The sequence below is a fragment of the Microbacterium sp. ABR10 genome (assembly GCF_057812175.1).
Window position 1 is genome coordinate 445,739 of record NZ_CM173821.1, and the last position, 16,530, is coordinate 462,268.

Consider the following 16,530-nt stretch of genomic DNA (forward strand, 5'->3'; position numbering starts at 1 on the left):
ACCCGCTGTTCTCAGAGAGGAGAACCATGTCCGACCTTCTTTCCGCACCGTCCACCCCGGGCGTCCTCGACGACCTGCAGCCCCGCGAGGTGCTCCAGTGGTTCGAGGCCCTGGCCGGCATCCCGCGCGGCTCGGGCAACGAATCCGCCGTTGCCGACTGGGTCGTGGAGTTCGCCCGGTCGCGCGGCCTCGACGCCTCCAAGGACGAGGTCAGTTGTGTGCTCGTGCGCAAGCCCGGTCAGGGCGGACTCGAGGATGCCGCGCCCCTCATCCTGCACGGACACCTCGACATGGTGTGCGAGAAGGAGGAGGGCGTGGAGTTCGACTTCGCCACCGAACCGATCCGCCTCGTCGTGGACGGCGACTTCATCACCGCCGACGGCACCTCGCTCGGCGCCGACAACGGTATCGGGGTGTCGTACATCCTCGCCCTGCTCGCCGACGAGGAGCTCCCGCACCCGCCCCTTGAAGCCGTGCTCACAGCGATGGAGGAGAAGGGCAAGGTCGGCGCGGGCCAGTTCGACACGAGCCGGCTGAAGGGCCGGCGCATGATCGACTTCAACTGGATCACCGACCGCGAGATCCTCGCCGGCTGCAGCGGCGATGTCACCTTCACCGTCGACATCCCCGGCGAGTTCGAGGCCGTGCCCGAGACGCACTCGACCGCGCTGAAGCTGCAGGTGCGGGGCCTTCGCGGCGGGCACTGCGAGTTCGACATCCAACTCGAGCGCGCCAACGCGCTGCAGATCCTCGCCCGCGCTCTGCAGGTCGTCGCCGACGGGCGCGACGTGCGGGTGTCGTCGCCGTTCGGCGGTGCCCAGAACAACGCCATCCCGGCCGACGCCGAGGCGGTGCTGAGTCTGCGCCCCGACGACGTCGAGGCCGTCCGCGACGCCGTCGCCACCCTCCAGGCGGAGCTCTCGGTCGAGTACGACCTCGCCGACCCCGACGTGAGGGTCGAACTGGTGGATGCCGAGACCCCCGACCGTGCGCTGTCGAACGAGGCCGCGCAGCGTCTGGCGGCGGTCACCCTGCTGATCCCGCACGGGGTCGTGCGCTGGAACCTGCACGTGCCCGACCGCGTCGAGACCTCCAACAACCTCGGCACGATCCGCCCCACCGACGACGGCGTTCGGTTGATGTCGACCATCACCTCGGCGCTCACCTCACGCAAGCACGAGCTCTACGACCGCGTGGCGGCGCTCGTCGCGCTCGCCGGGGGAGGGGCGCGCATCGAGATGTACGGTCTCGACGCCCCCGAGTTCCCCTACCGCCCCGACTCGGAGCTGCTCGCGGTGGCCTCCGAGGCCTTCCGCGAACTGCGGGGGGAGGAGCCGAAGGTCGAGGTGTCGCAGTGCTCGCTCGAGCTGGGCATGTTCAGCAGCCGCGTGCCGGTCGCCGACATCATCTCCATCGGCACCGAGCTGCACGCCCTGCACTCGCCCGCCGAGAAGGTCAACCACCGGTCGGTCGAACGTACGTGGCCCCTGGTGAGAAGCGTCGTGTCGCGGCTCAGCTGACACGGCCCCAGAACGGATGCCGCGGCCTCTCGTAGGTCGCGGCATCCGTGCGTCGTAGCTCCTGGGCGCGACAGAGGGTGCCGAGCTCGCGGGTGCGACGGAGGAGGACGAGCTCGCGGGTGCGACGGAGGAAGACGAGCTCGCGGGCGCGACGGAGGACGACGAGCCGGCGCCCGTTCGGTGGCCGGACGGCGGGCGTCAGCGTGCGGCCGGGCCCTCGGCGAGAAGGTACTGCGCCGACTCCTCGTCGGTCACGAGCACGTTGATCCAGCCTCCGCGCACCGCCGCCAGCAGTGCCTCGTGCTTGTCGGCCCCGCCCGAGACCCCGATGCGCCGTTCCGCGCGACTGAGCTGCTCGAGGCTCACACCGATGACCAGGTCGTCGAGTTCGCTGGCAACGGGCCTGCCGTCGGCATCCATGAAGTTGAGGTTGATCTCACCCACGGCGCCCTTCGCGCGTACGGCGTCGAACTGCTCCTGGGTGAAGAAGTTCTCCCCGCCCACCAGGGGCGGGACGATCGTGGCGTTGCCGATGCCGACGAGGGCGATGTCGAGGTCGTCCATCGCGGCGAGGGCCCGCCGGGCGTGCGGGTCGTTCGAAAGGATGGCCTCGCGCACCTCGGGGGTCGAGACGACGCCGGGGACGCGCAGGAACAGCGGTTCGGCGTCGGTGAGTGACGCCAAGCGCTCGGTGGCGTTGGTCGCCTGGTGCTGGATGGCCGGCTGGCCGACGCCGCCGAGCAGCTCGATCACCGCCCGGGCCGACGAGTGCGGGAAGCTCGTGAGGTTCTCGACGAAGCGCCGCATCGACCGGCTCCACGAGGTGAAGCCGATGGCCTTGTCTCCGACCGGCAGCACCTGGAACACCCCCGCCAGAGCGATACCGAGCGTCTCGGTGCGCTGCTCACCGGTCTCGCCCGAGGCATCGACGACGTGCACCTCCCGCATGCCGAACATCTTCTCGACGCCTTCTTCGAGGTCGGCGTTCAACCCCACCGGCGGCACGACGATGGTGCGGACGATGTTGGCCTCCTCGGCCGCGGACAGGAGTCGCGAGACGCGGGCCTGCGAGATGCCGAGGGTGCGGGCGATCTCCGTCTGCACGATCCCCCGCGTGTGATAGAGGTGCGAGACCTTCGTCATCATGCGCAGGTGTTCGAGCTCTTTGGGGTCGCGCGCCATCGTCTGCCTCCCGTAGCCGGACGGTTCCTGGAGGTCTACTCTGCCAGGCCGCCGGTGCGGGGCGGACACGCGGGAGCGGGGCGGCGTGATCGCCGCCCCGCTCGTGATCGTCGTCATTGGGGCCCGATCAGCGTTCGCCCGATTGCGCTTTGCGCGCCTGACGGTCCGTGAGCACCGCGGCGACGATCACCGCGCCGAGCACGACGGGCTGCAGGTTGGGGGACACTCCGAGCAGCGAGAGGCCGTTGTTGAGCACGCCGATGATGAGCAGACCGACGAAGGTCCCGAGCAGCGACCCGGTGCCGCCGGCGAGACTGGCGCCGCCGATGACGACGACGGCGATGACGTTCAACAGGTCGGCTGCGCCGGCCGTGGGCTGCGCCGAGTCCAGGCGCGAGGTGACGAGCAGTCCACCGAGGGCGGCGAGCAGGCCCGCGAGCGTGTACACGACCAATTTGGTACGTCGTACCGGGATGCCGGAGAGGCGGGCGACCTCCTCGTTGCCGCCGATCGCGTAAAGTGCGCGTCCGCCGGGCCGCAGACGCAGCCAGAAGGCGGCGAGCAGGAAGACCGCGAGCAGGATCAGGCCCTGCACCGGGATGCCGGCGATGCTCAGGCGCGTGAGCGAGACGAACCACTCGGGGAAGCCGTTGACGGTGTTGCCGCCGGTGATGAACACCGCCAGTCCCGTCGCCGCAGACATCGTCGCCAGGGTCGCGATGAACGGCTGCAGCCTGCCGACGGTGACCAGGATGCCGTTGAGCAGGCCGATCAGAGCGCCCACGGCCAGGCCCAGCACGAGGGCGAGCTCGAACGGCATCCCGGAGTAGGAGAAGAGATACCCCATCACCATCGAGCTGAGGGCGAGGGTCGCGCCCACCGACAGGTCGATGCCGCCGATGATGATGACCATCAGTGCGCCGACCGACATGATCCCCACCGCGGAGATCTGCGTGACGATGTTCAACAGGTTGCGTGACGTCAAGAAGTACGGCGACAGGATCGACAGCAGCACGAAGATGACGACCAGCCCCACGAGCGGGCCGGGGACGCGCCCCGCCCACTTCTTCCAGGCGCCGGGCTCACGGGGGCCCACCGGTACGGTGCGCGCGGCAATGGTGGCGGGGCTGGCCGCGGTCGATCCCGCGGCGGTGGTGGACGGGTCGGAAACGGTCATCGTCTCTGCTCCTCGGGTCAGATGTGCGTGGCGTCCGCGTGCTGCGGAAGGGCGAGGCGCATGACGGCCTCGGGGGTGGCGTCGGTCCGGTCGAGGATGCCCTGGGGGCGCCCCTCGGCCATGACCAGGACGCGGTGGGAGAGTCCGAGCACCTCTTCGAGCTCGGAGGAGACGACGATGACGGCGACGCCGTCCTCGGCGAGCCGCCGGATGGCGGCGTAGATCGTCATCTTGGCGCCGACGTCGACGCCGCGCGTGGGCTCGTCGAGGATCAAGACCTTCGGCTTGTGCACGAGCCACTTGGCGAGCAGCACCTTCTGCTGGTTGCCGCCGGAGAGGTGGGCGACGGCCACGTCGGCCTGCCCGCGGATGTCGAGCTCCTCGCGGAAGCGGCGGTAGGTCGCCGCCAGCGCGGAGCGGGTGACGATGCCCCGGCGAGACAGGTGACGCTGCCAGGGCAGGGTCATGTTGTCCATGCTGTCGCGGCTCAAGAGGAGACCCTGCGACTTGCGGTCCTCGGGGACCATCGCGATCCCGGCGCGGATCGCGTCCTGCGGAGAACGGATGACGGTGTCCTCGCCGTCGACGACGATGCGCCCCTCGGTCGCGCGATCGGCGCCGGCGAGCGTGCGTACGACCTCGGTACGGCCGGCGCCCACGAGCCCCGCGACGCCGAAGATCTCGCCCGCGCGCACCGCGAAGTCGATGCCTTCGAAGGCGCCGCTGCGGCCGAGCCCCGACACCTCGATGACCGTGCGGTTGCCCGCCTCGGGCGGCGTGCCGTGTCCGTAGGTGAAGTCGCGGCCGACCATGGCGCGCACGATCGCCTCCCGCGAGACGTCGCCGGTGTCCCATCGGGCGGCGAGGTGTCCGTCGCGCAAGCACACGATGGCATCCGAGAGCCGGGTGATCTCCTCTATGCGGTGGGAGATGTAGACGATGCCGGCGCCGCCGGCCTTGAGTGCCTCGATCTGGTCGAACACGCGGGCCGTCTCGCTCTTGCCGAGCGAGGCGGAGGGCTCATCGAAGATGACGAATCGCGGCTTCCGGCTGAGCGCCCGGGCGATCTCGATCTCCTGCTGGGCGGCGATCGACAGCTCGTCGATGCGCTGGCGCGGATCCACGCGCGAGCCGAGGCGCCCGAGCACGTCGGCGGCCTCTTCGTTCATGCGGGCGCGGTCCACGCGTCCGCCGCGCATCGGCAGGCGTCCGATGAAGATGTTCTCGGCCACCGTGAGCTCGCGCACCATGCGGATCTCCTGGTGGATGAGCACCACGCCGGCCTTGAGCGCGTCGCCGGGCGAGCGCGGTTCGTACGGGTCGCCGTCGATCGTCATGGAGCCGCGGTCGGGCTGGACGAGACCGGCGATCATGCCCGACGTGGTGGACTTGCCGGCTCCGTTCTCGCCGACGAGGCCGACGACGCGACCCGGGACGAGGGCGATGTCGATGTCGTTGACGACGGTGACGCCGCCGTACTGCTTGGTGAGACCGGTGCAGACGAGGCCTGCGCCGGTGCGGGGTGATGCGGCCATGGTGTTCCCTCCGGTCGGGCGGTGCAGCCGCGGCCGCACCGCCCCTCGGCGTGGTCAGTTACGGGCGGCGTCGGGGCCGTAGAACTTGGTGGGGTCGTTCTCGGCGACGTTGTCGCCGGTGACGAGCACCGCGTCCTGGTACTGGTCCTGAGGCAGGTCGGCTCCACCCTCGAGCAGCTGGATGGCGTTCTCGACGGCGAGCTTGCCCATCATGTAGGGCTGCTGCGCCATCGTGGCCTGGGTCAGTCCGTCGGTGATCGCGGTGAACATCGTCGGGAAGCCGTCGATGCCCGCGAAGACCATGCCCGTGCGCCCGGCCTGCTGGGCGGCCTTCGCCGCGCCGAGGGCCATCGCGTCGCTCTCACCGAACACGGCCTTCAGCTCGGGGTGGGCGGTGAGGATGTTCTGCGTGGTGTCGAAGGCCTGGGTCTCGTCCCACCCGGCGCTCTCCCACTGCACGGCGTTGATGCCGGGGTTCTCGGCGAGCGCCTTCTTGCAGCCCTCGGTGCGCTGCAGCTCGGCGGTGGCGCCGAGGGGACCCTGGAGCACCGCGATGTCTCCCTCCCCACCCATCTGCTCGAACATCCAGGTGCACACGTCGTAGGCGGCCTTGACGCTGTCGGTGGCGATGAAGGTGGAGATCTCGACGTCGTCGGTCTCGGGCTTCTGGTCGAGGGCGACGACCGGGACGCCCGCGTCGTTCGCCAGGCGTACGCCGGCGCCGGCGGCCGTGGCGTCCTGCGGGGTGTAGATGAGCACGCCCACCTGCTGGGTCAGCAGGTTCTGCACCTGATTGACCTGACGGGTGGCGTCGTTGTCGGCCGACTCGAGGACGAGGGTGTACCCCGCTTCCTCGGCGGCGGCCTTCATGCCGTCGGCCGCGGCGATGTAGAACAGCGACTTCTGGTCGGCGATCGAGACGCCGATGGTCTTGGACCCGGTCGGAGCGCCGCCGGCGTCGGTGGTGCTGCAGCCGGCGAGTCCGAGGGTTGCGACGACCCCCGCGAGAAGGAGGACGGACGCGCGGCGGATGCGGGAGCTGTGCATGTGTTTCCCCTTTGAAACGAGTGCAAATCAATATTCCGGTACTGAATGGTGATGCAACCTGATGCTAAGAATGCCGCGGGTGGGTGTCAACCCCGTTCGGTCCGCGGGCGACCAGGTGCCGCGCGGTCGTGTCGTCTGTGATCAGGACGTCGATCCATCCTCCGCGCACGGCCGCGAGCACCGCCGCGTGTTTGCGGCGCCCACCTGCGACGGCGATGCGCCGCTTCGCGCGGCGCAGCTGCGACAGCTCCATTCCCAGCACGAGTTCCCCGAGCTCGACGGCCACGGGTTCGCCGGCGGCATCCAGGAACCGCAGGCCGATCTCGCCGACGGCTCCCTGGGCGCGGGCCGACGCGAATTGCGCGTCGGTGAAGAAGTTCTCGCCCGCGGTGAGCGGCTCCGACGCGCGCACCTCTCCGATGCCCACGAGGGCCAGGTCGAGGTCGTCCATCGCCCGCAGCGCGCGGCGTGCATGGGGGTCGCCTTCCAGCAGAGCGGCACGCATCTGACGCGTCGAGACGACGCCCGGCGCGCGGAGGAACACCGGGTCGCCTCCGGTGGCATGGGCGAACCGCTCGGTCGTCAGGGCGGCGCGGTGCTGGAGTGACGGTCGCCCCACATCGCCGAGCAACTCGACGATGTGCCCGGCGTTGGCGCGGGGCAGGTCGGGGAGCGCGTCGACGGCGGCTTGGAGCGCACGCGACCACGACGTCAGTCCGATGGTGCGGCCGTCGATGGGTGCCAATTGCAACACCGGCACGAGCGCGCGCGCGAGCGCAGGCACGAGGTCGTCGCCGGCGCTCGCCCCCGTCTCGACGATGTGCACCTCACGCAGACCGAACTTCTCCTCGACCTCCTGCTCGAGGTCGTTGTGGAAGCCCGACGGCGGGACGACCACCGTTCGGGCGATCCCCTGCTCGCTCGCCGCCGTCAGCAGGCGCGACACTCCCGCCTGCGACAGGCCCAGCTCCTCCGCGATCTCGGTCTGCACGAGGCCGCGCCGGTAGTAGAGATGCGCAACCTTCGTCATCGCGCGGATGGAGCCGGTGTCCTTGATCGTGGATGGCATGAGAGACCTCTCCCGTTCTGTCCGTCACTGCGCTCGCGCGGGCCGACGGGTCGTTCCCGTCCTGTCCGCGGTCTGTCAGAATCGGCGTTCTCGGGTCCCGAAGCCCGATACCCGCTTCCCGTGTCGACGGCTGCGCGCTACGATAATGGAATCACATTCAATGTGCGACTGAATATTCAGAGCACACCACGGTCAAGGGAGACACACGTGGAGAACGTCGACCAGCCCACCTTCGACATCGTCGTGATCGGCGCCGGCATCAACGGTCTCGGCATCGCCCGAGACGCCGCCGAGCGCGGACTCTCCGTCGCGCTCGTCGAGCAGGAGGACGTCTGCGCGGGGGTCTCCGCGTGGTCGGGACGACTCGTCCACGGCGGCCTGCGCTACCTCGAACGCGGCGACGTGCGCCTCGTGCGCGAATCGCTGCGCGAACGCGAACTGCTGTTCAAAGTGGCCCCGCATCTGGTCAAGCCCGTGCGCCTGATCATGCCGTTCTACGCCCGCAACACGCGCCCGTCATGGATGATCCGACTCGGAATGCTCGCCTACGACGTGCTCTCGGTCGACAAGTCGGTCTCGTGGCACCGCATCCTCTCGACCACGGCCGTCCGACGCCGCTTCACCGGTATGTCGCGCGAGGGCCTCAGCGGCGCCGCGCTGTTCACCGACGGACAGGTCGAGTACGCCGAGCGCCTGTGCGTCGAACTCGCCGTCGCGGCCGTCGACGCCGGTGCGCGGCTGTTCCTCCACACCCGCGCGGTCGGGGTGCTGGGCACCGGCAAAGAGGTCACCGGCGTGCGCGTGCGCCACGCCGACGGCACCATCCGCGACATCTCCGCCACACTCACGATCAACGCCGGAGGGCCCTGGGTGGATGCCGTCCTGCGCGGTGAGTCGGCGGCATCCACCCTTCCCTCCGTCCCCTCGCCGCGTCTCATCGGCGGCGCGAAGGGGAGCCACATCATCGTCGACGCGTTCCCCGGCGCACCCGATGACGTCGTCTACTACGAGTCGCAGACCGACGGTCGCCTCGTGCTGGTCATCCCGTGGATGGGGCGCTACCTCATCGGCTGCACCGACACGAAGTTCGAGCTCGACCCCGACGAGGCCCGCGCCGAGTCCGACGAGATCGACTACCTGCTCACCGAGACCAACGCCCTCGTGCCCGAGGCCGACCTCACCGTCGACGACGTCCTGTACACCTACAGCGGCGTGCGCCCCCTGCCCTACGCACCCGACATCCCCGAGTGGAAGGTGCCGCGCAGTCACATCGTGCGCGACCACGTCAAGGACGGCTACCCCGGTCTGCTCTCCATCGTCGGCGGAAAGCTCACCACGTACCGCCAGCTCGCCGAGGACGCCGTCGACAAGGCCGTCAAGATCCTCGGCGCGGGCCTGAAACACCCGGTGAGCAAGTTCCAGCCGTTCCCGGGCGCTCGGACGGCCGACATGGTGGATTTCGAGGCGAGCGTCCTGTCGACGACCCTGGTGCGCCGCGACACCGCCGAACGGCTGTGGGACCTCTACGGCACGCGCGCCGAGCGGGTGCTCGACCTCGTGCGCGAACGCCCCGAGCTCGCTGAGCGCTTCGACCCCGAGTCGCCCGCGATCGCGGCCGAGTTGGTGTTCGCGATGCGTCACGAGTTCGCCGAGACGATCACCGACGTGTTCGCCCGGCGGCTGCTGCTCGCGTTCGAACCGACCCACGGCATCCGTGGCGTCGAGCGCGCCGCCGACATCCTCGCCGGCCTCGGGGGCTGGGACGCCGACCGACGGGATGCCGAGATCGCCGGCTACCGACGCTGGCTCGACCACCTGCGGGTGCCGGCGCGCACCGCGCAGCCCGCGTGAGGAGCCGCAGCATGACGTCCTCCGGATACGTGCTGGCCCTCGACGAGGGCTCGAGCAGCGCCCGCGCCGTTCTCCTCGACTCCCAGGGCACGATCGTCGGGGAGGCGTCGGCGGGCATCGAGGCGTCCTTCCCGCACGAGGGGTGGGTCGAGCTCGACCCCCTCGACCTGTGGGAGGCGCCGCGCTCGGCGATCATCGCCGCCCTCGCCCGCGCCCGGATCGACGCCTCCGAGATCGTCGCGGTGGGGGTCACCTCGCACCGCGAGACGATCGTCATGTGGGACCGGCGGACCGGTCGTCCGGTCTACAACGCGATCATGTGGATGTCCAAACAGACCGACGGCATCGTGCAGGAGTGGTCGGCTCGCGGACTCGACGGCGAATTCCGCACTCGCACGGGCGTGCGCAACGACTCCTTCTTCTCCGCCGCCAAGGTCGCGTGGCTGTTGCGCAACGTCGACGGCGTGCGCGAACGGGCGGATCGCGGCGAGCTGGCGATCGGCACGCCCGAGACGTGGCTGCTGTGGAACCTCACGGGAGGCGCGGTTCACCGCACCGAGCCGGGCGCCGCGTCGCGCACGGGGCTCATGTCGCTGGAGCGCGCGGCCTGGGACGAGGAGTTCTGCGACATCCTCGACATCCCGACGAGCCTGCTGCCCGAGATCGTGCCGTCGGCAGGATGGTTCGGAGACGTCGCCCCGGGGGTCATCCCCGGCGCCGAGGGGCGCACGATCCCCATCCTCGCCGTTCTCGGCGATCAGCAGGCGGGGCTCTTCGGCGAAGCCTGCCTCGAGGCCGGCGGCGCCAAGAACACTTTCGGAACCGCGGGTGTGCTCACCGTCAACGTCGGCGGGGCGCCCCGGACGCTGCCGGGCATGTGCAGCAGCGTCGCGTGGCAGTTCGGCGACACCCTCACCTACGAGGCCGAGGGCGTCGTCTTCCACAGTGGCCAGACCATCCAATGGCTCCGCGACCGTCTCGGCATCCTCCCGGGCGCCGCGGCGAGCGAGCGCCTGGCCGAGAGCGTGCCCGACAGCGGTGGCGTCTACTTGGTCCCCGCCTTCGCGGGGCTGTTCGACCCGCACTGGGACCGTAACGCCCGCGGCGGGATCGTCGGCCTGACCCTGGAATCCACGGCGGCGCACGTCGTCCGCGCCGGTCTCGAGGCCATGGCATTCCAAACCCGCGACAACGTCGACAACCTGCGTCGCAACGGCGTGTCGATCCCGCTGCTCAAAGTCGACGGCGGGGCGACGCGCAACAACCTGCTGTGCCAGTTCCAGGCCGACATCCTCGGCATCCCGGTGGCACGTCCGAAGGGATTGGAGCGGACCGCGCTCGGGATCGGGCACCTGGCCGGCTCCGCCGCAGGTCTGTGGCGACGCGACGAAATCGTCGATCGATGGCACCTCGAGCGCGTCTTCGAGCCCCGGATGCCGCACGACGAACGCGAGGAGCGCTATCAGGGGTGGATGGATGCCGTCGCCTCGGTGCGCAGCCTCCCGCCCCGTCGGACGGGAGGGTACGTCTCGGCCTCGCCGCGGAGCGAAGCGGCGGCGACCCCTCCATCCGCGGTCACGACCGGTGTCGCGGCGCCTGCCGCCCCGCCCCGAACGCCGCCCGTCGCCGTTCCGGCCCCCGTCCCCGGCGAGGCCGCCTTCTCGGCTGCGTAGACTCGACGGATGCGCGCGGCCGACATCTCCGACGACATCAGCGAAGTCCTCCTCACCGAGGAGCAGATCCACGAGAAGCTCGCCGAACTGGCGACGCAGGTGGTGACCGATTACGAGGGCCGCGAGGTGGTGCTCGTGGGCGTCCTCAAGGGCGCCGTCATGGTCATGGCCGACTTCGCGCGGCACCTGCCCGTTCACATCACGATGGACTGGATGGCGGTGTCGTCGTACGGCGCGAGCACCCGTTCCAGCGGCGTGGTGCAGATCCGCAAAGACCTCGACACCGACATCACCGGCAAGCACGTGCTGATCGTCGAAGACATCATCGACTCGGGTCTCACCCTCAGCTGGCTGCTCGAGAACTTCGCCTCGCGCGGCGCCGAGTCGGTGGAGGTGCTCGCGCTGTTGCGCAAGCCGGATGCCATGAAGGTCGAGGTCGACTGCCGGTACGTGGGCTTCGACATCCCCAACGACTTCGTCATCGGCTACGGGCTCGATTACGCCGAGCGCTACCGCAACCTCCGCGACGTCGCGGTGCTCGCGCCCCACGTCTACTCCTGACGAGAGCGTCTCTCAGAGGCGGGGATGCCGCGGCATCCGTGCCCTGTACGCCTGAAACGAACGCACAGGCCCGGCATAGTCGGCGCACGTTACCCTGATGCGACCGCATTTCTGCGGAGGATCACGAAAGGGCTGGGCTCGCCCACCATGAATTTGAAGAAGATCACGCGCAATCCGATCATCTACGTTCTGTTGGTCGTTCTGCTTCTGATCATCGGTTTCTCCCTCATCTCCAACCTCACGGGCGCCCGTCAGGTGTCGACCAAAGAGGGTCTGGAGCTGCTCCAGGGCAACACCGTGACCAAAGTGGTGACGAACGATCCTGATCAGCGCGTCGATCTGACGCTGTCCGAGCCCTTCGAGGGTGCTGACAGCGTGCAGTTCTACTTCGGCCAGGCCCGCGCCGCCGAGGTGGCGAACGCCATCGACGCCGCCGCGCCCTCCGACGGCTTCAACGACGAAGTGCCCCGCCCCAGCTGGTTCGACGGCTTCCTCGGGCTGATGCTCCCGCTCGTGCTCCTCGGCCTGCTCTTCTGGTGGCTGCTCTCCAGCGCCCAGGGCGGCGGTAGCAAGGTCATGCAGTTCGGCAAGTCGCGGGCGAAGCTCGTGACCAAAGAGACGCCGACCGTCACCTTCCAAGACGTCGCGGGTTCCGATGAGGCCATCGAAGAGCTCGAAGAGATCAAAGAATTCCTCAAGGACCCCAAGAAGTTCGAAGAGGTCGGTGCCCGCATCCCGAAGGGCGTGCTGCTGTACGGCCCTCCCGGAACCGGAAAGACCCTGCTGGCCCGTGCGGTCGCCGGTGAGGCGGGCGTGCCCTTCTACTCCATTTCGGGTTCGGACTTCGTCGAGATGTTCGTCGGTGTCGGCGCGAGCCGCGTGCGCGACCTGTTCAACCAGGCCAAAGAGAGCTCCCCGGCCATCATCTTCATCGACGAGATCGATGCCGTCGGTCGCCACCGCGGCGCCGGCATGGGCGGCGGCCACGACGAGCGCGAGCAGACGCTGAACCAGATGCTCGTCGAGATGGACGGCTTCGACCCCAAGGTCAACGTCATCGTGATCGCGGCGACGAACCGCCCCGACATCCTCGACCCCGCCCTGCTGCGCCCGGGCCGCTTCGACCGCCAGATCGGCGTCGACGCCCCTGACCTGAAGGGCCGCCAGCGCATCCTCGAGGTGCACGGCCGCGGCAAGCCCCTGTCCGACTCCGTCGACCTCGAGGTCGTCGCTCGCAAGACCCCCGGCTTCACCGGTGCCGATCTCGCCAACGTCCTCAACGAGGCGGCGCTGTTGACCGCACGCTCGAACGCGCAGCTCATCGACAACCGCGCCCTCGACGAGGCCATCGACCGCGTCATCGCCGGGCCCCAGCGCCGCACCCGTGTGATGAGGGACAAAGAGAAGCTCATCACGGCGTACCACGAGGGCGGCCACGCGCTCGCGGCGGCCGCGATGAACCACACCGACCCCGTCACGAAGGTCACGATCCTTCCGCGCGGCAAGGCGCTGGGTTACACGATGGTGCTGCCGCTCGACGACAAGTACTCCATCACCCGCAACGAGCTGCAGGACCAGCTGACCTACGCCATGGGCGGCCGTGTCGCCGAAGAGATCGTGTTCCACGACCCCACCACCGGGGCCTCGAACGACATCGAGAAGGCCACGAGCATCGCGCGCAAGATGGTCACCGAGTACGGCATGACGAACGAGGTGGGTCCGGTGAAGCTCGGCTCCTCCTCGGGCGAGGTCTTCATGGGTCGCGACATGGGACACGGCCGTGACTTCTCGGAGCGCATCGCCGAGCGCGTCGACGCCCAGGTGCGCGCGCTGATCGAGCAGGCGCACAACGAGGCGTATCAGGTCATCAACGACAACCGCGAGGTGCTCGACCGGCTCGCTCTGGCGCTGCTCGAGAAAGAGACGCTCGATCACAACGAGCTCGCCGAGATCTTCACCGACGTCAAGCGCCTCACCCCGCGCCCGCAGTGGCTGTCGTCGGGCGATCGTCCGGTCTCGACCCAGCCGCCGGTGAACGTCCCCCGTCGCGAGACGGCCGGAATCGCCGCATCCACCGAGGCCGAGGCGCAGACGCAGACGCAGGCGCAGCCCCGTCCGAGCGGACAGACGCGCCCGGCCACCGCCTGAGGCGCCGTGGCCGTCGATCGAGAACGGGTGGCAGCGCTCGTCCGCGAGCTGCTGGAGGCGATCGGGGAGGATCCCGATCGCCCCGGCCTCCGGCAGACCCCGACCCGCGTCGCCGACTCCTGGGCCGAGTTCTTCGGGGGAGTGGGCCAGGATGCCGGCGCGCCGCTCGAGCACACCATCTCGGTGTCGCGCGGACCGGCGCCCGACACGCTGCCCTCCGGGGCCGTCATGGTGCGCGACATCGCGTTCCGCTCGATGTGCGAGCACCACCTGTTGCCCTTCCGCGGACGCGCGCACGTGGCCTACCTCCCCGGCGAGGAGGTCGTCGGGCTCGGTGCGCTGCCGCGCGTCATCGACGTCCTCGCCACCCGCCCGCAGGTGCAGGAGCGGCTCGGTGAGCAGGTCGCGGACGCGATCGATGCGGCCCTCGACGCCCGCGGGGTGCTCGTCGTGCTCGACGCCGTGCACGAGTGCGTCACCATGCGCGGCGGTCGCCAGCCGGATGCCTCCACGGTGACGATCGCGGCACGCGGCGTGTACACCGAGCCCGCCGCCCGTGCCGAGCTCATCGCGCTCATCGGGGCGCGCGCGTGACCCTCGTCATGGGGATCGTCAACGTCACCCCCGACTCCTTCAGCGACGGCGGCCGTTACCTTGACCCCGACGTCGCCATCGCCCACGCGCGCTTCCTCCGCGAGCAGGGCGCCGATCTGCTCGACGTCGGCGGCGAGTCCACACGGCCCGGAGCCGAGCGGGTGGCACCCCGCGTCGAGCAGCAGCGGGTGCTGCCGGTCGTCGAGGCCCTGGCATCCGAGGGGGTGTCCGTCAGCATCGACACGATGAACGCGACGACCGCCGTCGCCGCGGTGTACGCCGGTGCGCGGCTGGTGAACGACGTCTCGGGCGGTCTCGCCGACCCCGACATGCTCGCCGCCGTCGCCGAGACCGGCGCCGACATCGCCCTGGGCCACTGGCGTGGACCGTCGAGCGAGATGTACGCACGCGCCGAGTACGTCGACGTGGGGAGGGAGGTGGCGACCGAGCTCGAGGCTCGCGCGGCCGCCGCCGTCGCCGCGGGGATCGACCCCTCGCGCATCGTCGTCGACCCCGGCATCGGGTTCGGCAAGCGCGGGGAGCAGAATTGGAGGGCGCTGCGCGCACTGCCCGAACTCGGCGGGCTGGGGTATCGCGTGCTCGTGGGGACGAGCCGCAAGCGGTTCCTCGCCGACGCCCTGGGCGACGACGCCGATCTTGCTCGCCGCGACCTCGCCACCGCCGTCACCAGCGCCCTCGCCGCCCGCTCCGGCGCGTGGGCCGTGCGCGTGCACGATGTCGCGACCACCCGCGACGCCCTCGCCGTCGCCCGCGCCTGGGAGGCCTGATGCATGCCGACGACCACATCACCCTGACGGGGGTGCGCGCCTTCGGTCACCACGGTGTGTACGCCGACGAGAAGCGCGAGGGTCAGGAGTTCGTGGTCGATGCGGTGCTCGCCCTGTCGTTGCGGCGTGCGGCCGAGACCGACGACGTGGTCGAGACCGTGCACTACGGCGAGCTCGCCGAACGGCTCGTCGCCGTCGTCGCGGGCGAGCCCGTCGACCTGCTCGAGACCCTCGCCCAGCGCCTCGCCGACGACGTGTTGCGCGATGACCGCGTCGATCGGGTGACCATCACCGTGCACAAGCCGCAGGCGCCCATCCCCGTGCCGTTCGGCGACGTCGCCGTGACCATCACACGGGGTCGATCGTGAGCGTGCGGCTGGCCCACGGAATGGGCGAAGCGCCGCGTTCGACGCCGGTCACGGCGGTCGTCGCCCTGGGCGCCAACCTCGGCCGGCGAGCGGAGACGTTGGCGGACGCGGCTGACGAGTTGAGCCGTCTGACCCTGACGAGCGACGTGCGGGTGTCGGAGCCGATCGAGACCGTCGCGGTGACCCTCGACGGAGAGGACGAAGACGCGCCGCGTTACCTCAACGCCGTCGCCATCCTGCGGACGCGCCTCGCCCCTGCCGAACTGCTCGCGTCACTGCACCGCATCGAGGCGCGACATGGACGCGTGCGACGTGAACGTTGGGGGGATCGCACGCTCGATCTCGACCTCATCACGTACGGTGACGAGAGAATCATCCGCGACGACCTCGTCGTGCCGCACCCCCGGGCCCATGAGCGGGAGTTCGTGCTCGCGCCGTGGGCGCAGCTGGATCCGGATGCCGAGATCCCCGGGCGCGGACGCGTCACCGATTTGCTGGAAGGGCTCCGACGATGAGACGCACGGGTGTCGGCATCCTCGCCGTCGCCGTCGTCGTCGGCGCGGCGGCCGGCTTCATCCTCGACACGATGCTGACCGCGATGGGCCGCGCGACGTTCTCTCCGGCGGCGAGCCTGCCGACGATCCTCGCGCTGCTCGGTGCCGTGATCGTCGTCCTGGCGGTGCCGGTGTGGCGAGCGACCCGGAGTCGTGGCACTCGGCGCATCAATCCCTTCCAGGCTCTGCGCATCGCGATGCTGGCGAAGGCCTCGTCGTTGCTGGGGGCGGTGTCGTTCGGATTCTCGCTCGGTCTGATCGTGTTCCTGACGACCCGACCCGTGACGCCGTCGCTAGGCTCGATGGGAACGATCGTCGCGACGCTCGTGTGCGCCGTCGTCCTCGTCGTCGCGGGACTCGTTGCCGAGCAGCTGTGCACCATCCGGAAGGACGACGATGACGACACCCCCGGAAACACCCCGACCGGACCCGTCCAGGCCTGACGAGCCCGCGCGGCCTCCGC

15 protein-coding genes are annotated in these 16,530 nt (G+C 69.9%); 10 read left to right on the top strand and 5 right to left on the bottom strand.

Annotated features, from left to right (window positions below; genetic code table 11):
• The first annotated feature begins 26 nt into the window (after positions 1-26).
• On the top strand, positions 27-1,520 hold the full coding sequence (gene pepD / locus ACXKZF_RS01945) for a beta-Ala-His dipeptidase (RefSeq protein WP_488985241.1): 1,494 nt from the start codon (positions 27-29) through the stop codon (positions 1,518-1,520).
• Between the two features lie 198 nt (positions 1,521-1,718).
• Here pepD and ACXKZF_RS01950 read toward each other — a convergent pair whose 3' ends face one another.
• The 5 genes from ACXKZF_RS01950 to ACXKZF_RS01970 all read right to left on the bottom strand — a co-directional run bounded on the left by ACXKZF_RS01950 (position 1,719) and on the right by ACXKZF_RS01970 (position 7,530).
• Positions 1,719-2,702, bottom strand: a complete 984-nt coding sequence (locus tag ACXKZF_RS01950; RefSeq protein WP_488985242.1) for a sugar-binding transcriptional regulator — start codon at positions 2,700-2,702, stop codon at positions 1,719-1,721.
• A gap of 127 nt (positions 2,703-2,829) precedes the next feature.
• The gene (locus ACXKZF_RS01955) at positions 2,830-3,879 is read right to left on the bottom strand and encodes an ABC transporter permease (RefSeq protein WP_488985243.1); all 1,050 of its coding nucleotides are present in this window, start codon (positions 3,877-3,879) and stop codon (positions 2,830-2,832) included.
• Between the two features lie 17 nt (positions 3,880-3,896).
• Entirely contained in the window at positions 3,897-5,414 is a 1,518-nt protein-coding gene (locus tag ACXKZF_RS01960) for a sugar ABC transporter ATP-binding protein (RefSeq protein ID WP_488985244.1), read from the bottom strand.
• 54 nt (positions 5,415-5,468) lie between these two features.
• Complete coding sequence (locus ACXKZF_RS01965) at positions 5,469-6,461, bottom strand: substrate-binding domain-containing protein (protein ID WP_488985245.1); 993 nt, start codon at positions 6,459-6,461, stop codon at positions 5,469-5,471.
• Positions 6,462-6,525: 64 nt separating this feature from the next.
• A complete protein-coding gene (locus ACXKZF_RS01970) occupies positions 6,526-7,530 on the bottom strand; it encodes a sugar-binding transcriptional regulator (protein WP_488985246.1) in 1,005 nt (334 codons plus the stop codon).
• 207 nt (positions 7,531-7,737) lie between these two features.
• Between ACXKZF_RS01970 and ACXKZF_RS01975 the strand changes: the two genes are divergently transcribed.
• The 9 genes from ACXKZF_RS01975 to ACXKZF_RS02015 all read left to right on the top strand — a co-directional run bounded on the left by ACXKZF_RS01975 (position 7,738) and on the right by ACXKZF_RS02015 (position 16,510).
• Entirely contained in the window at positions 7,738-9,381 is a 1,644-nt protein-coding gene (locus tag ACXKZF_RS01975; protein WP_488985247.1) for a glycerol-3-phosphate dehydrogenase/oxidase, read from the top strand.
• A gap of 11 nt (positions 9,382-9,392) precedes the next feature.
• The gene (locus ACXKZF_RS01980; protein WP_488985248.1) at positions 9,393-11,054 is read left to right on the top strand and encodes an FGGY family carbohydrate kinase; all 1,662 of its coding nucleotides are present in this window, start codon (positions 9,393-9,395) and stop codon (positions 11,052-11,054) included.
• A 9-nt stretch (positions 11,055-11,063) separates the two neighbouring features.
• Positions 11,064-11,615 (top strand): hypoxanthine phosphoribosyltransferase, encoded by a 552-nt coding sequence (hpt, locus tag ACXKZF_RS01985; protein WP_055959510.1) that lies wholly within the window; start codon positions 11,064-11,066, stop codon positions 11,613-11,615.
• A 147-nt stretch (positions 11,616-11,762) separates the two neighbouring features.
• Complete coding sequence (gene ftsH, locus ACXKZF_RS01990) at positions 11,763-13,763, top strand: ATP-dependent zinc metalloprotease FtsH (RefSeq protein ID WP_055959508.1); 2,001 nt, start codon at positions 11,763-11,765, stop codon at positions 13,761-13,763.
• 6 nt (positions 13,764-13,769) lie between these two features.
• On the top strand, positions 13,770-14,357 hold the full coding sequence (gene folE / locus ACXKZF_RS01995; RefSeq protein ID WP_243223431.1) for a GTP cyclohydrolase I: 588 nt from the start codon (positions 13,770-13,772) through the stop codon (positions 14,355-14,357).
• Positions 14,354-15,145: a dihydropteroate synthase gene (gene folP / locus ACXKZF_RS02000; protein ID WP_488985249.1), complete on the top strand. Its 792-nt coding sequence runs from the start codon at positions 14,354-14,356 to the stop codon at positions 15,143-15,145. Before folE ends, folP begins: the two co-directional genes overlap by 4 nt.
• Positions 15,145-15,513 (top strand): dihydroneopterin aldolase, encoded by a 369-nt coding sequence (gene folB / locus ACXKZF_RS02005; RefSeq protein ID WP_488985250.1) that lies wholly within the window; start codon positions 15,145-15,147, stop codon positions 15,511-15,513. The genes folP and folB overlap by 1 nt, the downstream gene beginning before the upstream one ends.
• A complete protein-coding gene (gene folK, locus ACXKZF_RS02010; protein WP_488985251.1) occupies positions 15,510-16,028 on the top strand; it encodes a 2-amino-4-hydroxy-6-hydroxymethyldihydropteridine diphosphokinase in 519 nt (172 codons plus the stop codon). Before folB ends, folK begins: the two co-directional genes overlap by 4 nt.
• A complete protein-coding gene (locus tag ACXKZF_RS02015; protein ID WP_055959498.1) occupies positions 16,025-16,510 on the top strand; it encodes a DUF3180 domain-containing protein in 486 nt (161 codons plus the stop codon). Before folK ends, ACXKZF_RS02015 begins: the two co-directional genes overlap by 4 nt.
• The last annotated feature ends 20 nt before the right edge of the window (positions 16,511-16,530 follow it).